Source organism: Syntrophotalea sp. (genome assembly GCF_050253115.1).
GTDB lineage: Bacteria > Desulfobacterota > Desulfuromonadia > Desulfuromonadales > Syntrophotaleaceae > Syntrophotalea > Syntrophotalea acetylenica.
The window spans coordinates 1-5,042 of sequence record NZ_JBFWJQ010000149.1 but is presented as its reverse complement, the minus strand read 5'-3'; the positions used below and the strand labels follow the sequence as shown (position 1 = coordinate 5,042).

Annotated in this window: 4 protein-coding genes and 1 pseudogene; all 5 read left to right on the top strand. The window is 59.3% G+C overall.

Annotated features, from left to right (window positions below; all coding sequences use genetic code 11):
• A partial coding sequence (locus AB7E65_RS11940; protein WP_428746013.1) for a S1 RNA-binding domain-containing protein occupies window positions 1–334 on the top strand: 334 nt, incomplete at its 5' end.
• A 10-nt stretch (window positions 335–344) separates the two neighbouring features.
• Window positions 345–1,331 (top strand): bifunctional riboflavin kinase/FAD synthetase, encoded by a 987-nt coding sequence (locus AB7E65_RS11935; RefSeq protein WP_320361289.1) that lies wholly within the window; start codon window positions 345–347, stop codon window positions 1,329–1,331.
• The gene (locus AB7E65_RS11930; RefSeq protein WP_428746012.1) at window positions 1,328–2,176 is read left to right on the top strand and encodes a shikimate dehydrogenase; all 849 of its coding nucleotides are present in this window, start codon (window positions 1,328–1,330) and stop codon (window positions 2,174–2,176) included. Before AB7E65_RS11935 ends, AB7E65_RS11930 begins: the two co-directional genes overlap by 4 nt.
• A 147-nt stretch (window positions 2,177–2,323) precedes the next feature.
• Window positions 2,324–4,023, top strand: a pseudogene (gene pilB / locus AB7E65_RS11925) (type IV-A pilus assembly ATPase PilB).
• 87 nt (window positions 4,024–4,110) lie between these two features.
• A partial coding sequence (locus AB7E65_RS11920; RefSeq protein ID WP_428746011.1) for a type IV pilus twitching motility protein PilT occupies window positions 4,111–5,042 on the top strand: 932 nt, incomplete at its 3' end.

Genomic DNA, 5,042 nt, shown 5'->3' with positions numbered 1-5,042 from the left:
CTGTCAGTTCATGCAGGACCGGGTCGGAGAGATTTTCGAAGCCTGGGTGGCGGATGTGCAGCCTTTTGGTATTTTTGTGGAACTGCAGGATGTTTTCGTCGAAGGTCTGGTGCATGTCGCCACCTTGAGCGATGATTTTTACGAATTCGATGAAGAGCTTCACCGTCTGGTGGGGCAGCGCCGTCGCCGGATTTTCCGCATTGGCGATGCCGTGACGGTAAAGCTTGTAAAAGTCGACCTGGATCGCAGGGAACTCGATTTCGAACTGGACGAGGCGATGTCCGCACCGCCTCCGGGCCGGGCGCGCAGGCGTGACGGCAAGGCCAGGCATTGAAACCAAATTTATGAAAATTGTACGCGATATTGATGAATTGAGGAGCCCGATCAAAAATGCCGTTGTCACGATCGGCAACTTCGATGGCATTCATCTGGGGCATCGGGAAATTTTCCGGCGTGTCGTATCCCGCAGCCGTCAGACCGGCGGGACGTCCGTTGTGTATACCTTTGTGCCGCATCCGTTGAAGATACTGGCTCCGGACCGTGCCCCGGCTCTGATCAATACCTACGCCGAAAAAGAGCTCCTGATCGAGGCATCCTGCATCGATGTGCTGATTTGCGCACCCTTCACCCGCGAATTGGCCGACCTGCCCGCCCATCGTTTCGTCCGGGAACTTCTGGTGGACAAGGTCGGTGTCACGCATCTGGTGGTCGGCTACGATTATCTGTTCGGCAAAGGCCGGTCCGGCGATATCCACCTGCTGCGGCGCATGGGGGAGTATCTCGGATTTTCCGTGGAGGTCCTCGAACCCATCGCCACCGGCGGAGAGGTTTACAGCTCGACCCGGGTGCGGGAAATGATCCGGCAGGGCAGCGTTGCCGAAGTGGTCCAGGTCCTCGGCCGCCACTACACCTTCGAAGGCAGGGTGGTGCATGGTTTCGGCCGCGGTTCCCAACTGGGCTTTCCCACCGCCAACCTCAAGACCGACAAGGAGCTGATGCCGCCCGCCGGTGTCTACGCCGTCAAGGTCAAGCGTGGTGACCGCCTCTACGACGGAGTCATGAATCTGGGACAGAATCCGACCTTCGGGGCCGCCGGTTACTTCATCGAAGCGCATATTCTCGATTTTAGCGGGGATCTTTACGGCAACGATCTTCGGGTCTATTTCGTGGAAAGGCTGCGGGAGGAAAAACGCTTCGACGGGCCACAGGCTCTGAGGGAGGCTATTCAGGAGGATATCCGCAAGGCCCGCCAGATTCTGTCGGCATCGAAAATCGTCGAATACCAGGAATATCTCGATTGCGGTAAGCGGGCAGGGGAGGAACAGGCATGATGATCCGCGGAACCACCCGGGTGTTCGGCATATTCGGCCATCCGGTGGACCATTCCCTGTCGCCGCTGATGCACAATGCAGCTTTTCGCGGTCTGGGCATGGATGCCGTGTACGTGCCGTTTGCCGTTGCGCCGGTCCGGCTGGGGGAAGCGGTGGCCGCCCTGCGGGCCCTGCGCATAGCGGGTGTGAACGTCACCATTCCACACAAGGAAACGGTCCTTGCCTATCTCGATGAGGTGGATGCCGCGGCGCGCCTGATCGGCGCCGTCAATACCGTGCATAACCGGGACGGGTATCTTGTCGGTTATAACACCGACGGGACAGGTCTTATAAGGTCACTGGCCGCCGACCTGGCATTCGATCCCGCGGGCAAGCGTGTGCTGCTGCTCGGGGCCGGCGGTGCGAGCCGCGCCGCTCTGGTCGCTCTGGCTGAAACCGGCGCGGCATGGATCGGCGTCGCCAACCGCACCCGCCCCAAAGCCGAGAATCTCGTCGCCGAATTCAGGGATCATTTTCCGGGAACGGATTTTGCTGTGCTGGATCTTGCCGCTTCGGCACTGGCGGTCGTCTGCCCCTCGGTCAACCTGTTGCTGAACGGCACATCCATCGGACTCAAGGGCGAGGTTTTCGATGCGCTGCCCTGGCAGCAGCTCGATCGCGCGGCGGTGGTGTGCGATATTGTCTACCGCAGCCCCGACACGCCGCTGGTGATGACGGCCCGTTCGCGAGGGCACCGCGCCACCGGCGGTCTGGGCATGCTCATCGCCCAGGGGGAGGCCGCGTTTCGCATCTGGACCGGGCAGGAGCCTCCCGCCGGGGTGATGCGGCAGGCGCTGGCCCGGTAAAACAATTTTTTAATGTGTTCTTGACTTGTTGTCGCCCTTCATCTAACCTGCGGGACGATTATTGCTGTTCTGTAATTTCCCCGATTTCTCCACCTGTAAATATCCAGATTCATCGGCTGTTTGAAAGTCTGATCAGAGGATTTTTTCATGACAAGTAACCGTCTTGGCGAATTGCTGGTTCGCAACGATCTGATAAATGCCCAGCAATTGAACCAGGCATTGGACGACCAGAAGCTCAACGGGGGCCGGCTCGGTACCTGTCTGGTGCGCCTCGGTTTCGTCAAGGAGGAAGAACTCTCCGCGTTTTTGTCCAAGCAGTACGGCGTCCCTTCCATCAACCTCAACGATTTCGAGATCGAGGCGGATGTCATCCGGCATGTCCCCGCCGATATTGCCCAGAAATACCAGATCGTTCCGGTAAACCGGGCGGGTTCGACCCTGATCGTCGCCATGAACGATCCGTCCAACCTGTTCGCCATCGACGATCTGAAGTTCATGACCGGCTTCAACATCGAGGTGGTGGTCGCCACCGAGTCGGCGATCAAGGCGGCGATCGACAAATATTACGACCAGAGCGCCACCTTTGCCGATGTCATGGACGACCTGGAGGACATCGACATCGAGGTCGTCGACGAGGACGACAGCGTCGATGTCCATGCCCTTGAAAAACCACGGAGGACGCGCCGGTCGTCAAACTGGTCAATCTCATCCTGACCGATGCCATCAAGAAAAAAGCCTCCGATATCCATATCGAACCCTACGAAAAATCCTTTCGGGTGCGCTATCGCATCGACGGGGTGCTGTACGAGGTTATGAAACCGCCCATGAAACTGCGCGCCGCGATTACCTCGCGCATCAAGATCATGGCCGAAATGGATATCGCCGAGCGCCGCCTGCCGCAGGATGGCCGCATCAAGATCAAGCTGCCCGGCGGCAAGGACATGGACTACCGGGTCAGCTGCCTGCCGACCCTGTTCGGTGAGAAAATCGTCTGCCGCTTGCTGGACAAATCCAATCTGCAGCTGGACATGACCAAACTGGGCTATGACGAACAGCCGCTGGAATGGTTCAAGGAAGCCATTCACAAGCCTTTCGGCATGGTCCTGGTCACCGGGCCGACCGGTTCGGGCAAGACGGTATCGCTTTATTCGGCTCTTGCCGAGCTCAACGACAGCACTCTCAATATTTCCACCGCGGAGGACCCTGTCGAATTCAACTTCGCCGGCATCAACCAGGTGCACATGCACGAGGAGATCGGTCTTAACTTCGCCTCCGCCCTGCGCTCCTTTCTGCGCCAGGATCCGGATATCATCATGATCGGCGAGATTCGCGACTTCGAAACCGCCGAGATCGGCATCAAGGCCGCTCTCACCGGCCACATGGTGCTCTCGACGCTGCATACCAACGACGCGCCCAGCACCATCAGCCGCCTGCTGAACATGGGGATCGAGCCGTTCCTGGTGGCTTCCGCCGTCAACCTGATTACCGCCCAGCGCCTGGGACGCCGTGTCTGCAAGGAATGCAAGGAGATCGAGGAGGTCCCGAAACAGGCCCTCATCGACGCAGGCGTGGCGCCCGACGAGGTCGACGACTACATCTGTTACCGCGGCGTGGGCTGCGGTGTCTGCAACAACACCGGCTACAAGGGCCGCGTCGGCATTTATCAGGTTATGCCCATGTTCGAGGAAATCCGGGAGCTGATCCTGGCGGGGGCCAACACCGCCGAGATCAAGCGCGAGTCGATGCGCCTCGGCGTCAAGACCATGCGCCAATCGGCTCTGCTCAAGCTCAAGGAAGGCGTCACCTCCTTCGAGGAGGTGCTGCGCTGCACCGTGTCGGATGATTAGCGCTGAGCGCTGAGGGGGCGTTGTTTACGGAGGAATGTTTTTTGCTTGCGTATTGCATTATGACGACAGGGGAGGTTGGTTTCAGATATGCAGGAATCGGAACAGCAAGTCAAAGTCGGGGTTCGCGAGCTTTTGAAGACCATGGTCGAGATGGGGGCTTCCGACCTTCATATCACCACCGGCGCACCCCCCCAGGTTCGGGTTGACGGACAGGTCACGGGGTTGAAGTTTCCCCCCCTGCAGCCGGCCGAAACCAAGCAGTTGTGCTACAGCATTCTCACCGATGCGCAGAAGCGCAAATTCGAGGAGGAAAACGAACTCGACCTGTCTTTCGGGGTCAAGGGGCTGGCCCGCTTCCGTGGCAACATATTCCTGCAGCGCGGAGCGCTGGCCGCGGCTTTCCGGATGATCCCCTACAAGTTCCGCAGTTTCGAGGAACTCGGCCTGCCGCCGGTGGTAAAAGATCTGTCGCGCAAGCCCCGCGGCCTCATTCTGGTGACCGGTCCGACCGGCAGCGGCAAATCGACCACCCTGGCGTCCATCATCGACGCCATCAACGAGGAGCGCCGCGAGCACATTATCACCATCGAAGATCCCATCGAATATATTCATCCGCATAAAAACTGCCTGGTCAACCAGCGCGAGGTGGGATCCGATACCCATTCTTTCAAAAAGGCCCTGAAATACATCCTGCGTCAGGATCCCGACGTGGTGCTGCTCGGCGAGTTGCGCGACCTGGAGACCATCGAGGCCGCCCTGACCATCGCCGAAACCGGCCATCTGTGCTTTGCCACGCTGCATACCAACTCCTGCGTGCAGACCATCAACCGTATTGTCGACGTGTTCCCGACCAACCAGCAGTCCCAAGTGCGCACCCAGCTGTCCTTCGTGCTGGAAGGCGTTCTGTCGCAGAACCTGCTGCCGCGACTGGGAGGGCCCGGCCGGGCGCTGGCGCTGGAGGTCATGGTGCCCAACACCGCCATCCGGGCCTTGATCCGCGACGACAAGATTCACCAGAT